Origin of the sequence: Streptomyces chryseus, from assembly GCF_014650755.1 — a bacterium.
GTDB lineage: Bacteria > Actinomycetota > Actinomycetes > Streptomycetales > Streptomycetaceae > Streptomyces > Streptomyces chryseus.
In genome coordinates, this window is sequence record NZ_BMVO01000090.1 from 1 (window position 1) to 579 (window position 579).

Sequence of the window (579 nt, forward strand, 5' to 3'; positions counted from 1 at the left end):
TCTTGAAGTCCATCGCATCCCCTGAACTGGGGTGTTGCGACGACCACTAGAACTCAAGCGCGGCCTGGGGCTTTTGCTTGGAGCGGGTGACGAGAATCGAACTCGCGCTCTGAGCTTGGGAAGCTCATGTTCTACCATTAAACTACACCCGCGCAGCGGGCCGTTGAGTGGCGCCGCTTCGTCGGACAGTGTACCCCAGGTCCCGCTCCGGTGTGCGCCGTGCGCGCGCGTGCGCTGGGTTTTCGTGGTGTCGGGTGGGCGTACCTTTGGGGGCGGAGTGCCGCCTGGAGTGGCGTCCTGTTCATCCCCTAATGTGGCCTTCTCGTCCACGCTTTGTTGGGGAAGGGACTTGATGGACTTGATGGAGCCCACCGTCGTCCGTTGTGCCGAAGGGCACGTGTTCAGCACCACATCGTTCCCGCTGCAGCAGCTCGGAGCCGGCCGTATCGGCCCGGGGCGGCTCATCCGCTGTCCGCGCTGTGCGCGGCTGCGGCACGCCGTGCCGGTGGTGCTGGAGCAGCGCTAGTGCGTTGGCCACGAACGTTCGCCGGGTCGGGTGACACGCCGGTCGATGTTCGG

At 65.3% G+C, this 579-nt stretch carries 1 protein-coding gene and 1 tRNA gene; one reads left to right on the forward strand and one right to left on the reverse strand.

What is annotated here, in order from left to right:
* Nucleotides 1-78: 78 nt before the first annotated feature.
* A tRNA-Gly gene (locus IE185_RS32890) sits at nt 79-152 on the reverse strand.
* Nucleotides 153-352: 200 nt separating this feature from the next.
* On the opposite strand from IE185_RS32890, the gene IE185_RS32895 reads away from it, so the two are divergent.
* The gene (locus tag IE185_RS32895; RefSeq protein ID WP_167368023.1) at nt 353-526 is read left to right on the forward strand and encodes a hypothetical protein; all 174 of its coding nucleotides are present in this window, start codon (nt 353-355) and stop codon (nt 524-526) included.
* Nucleotides 527-579: the final 53 nt, after the last annotated feature.

Bases quoted from the DNA above. Each gene is read 5' to 3' on its own strand.
- IE185_RS32895 (WP_167368023.1), top strand. From the start codon at position 353: ATGGACTTGATGGAGCCCACCGTCGTCCGTTGTGCCGAAGGGCACGTG.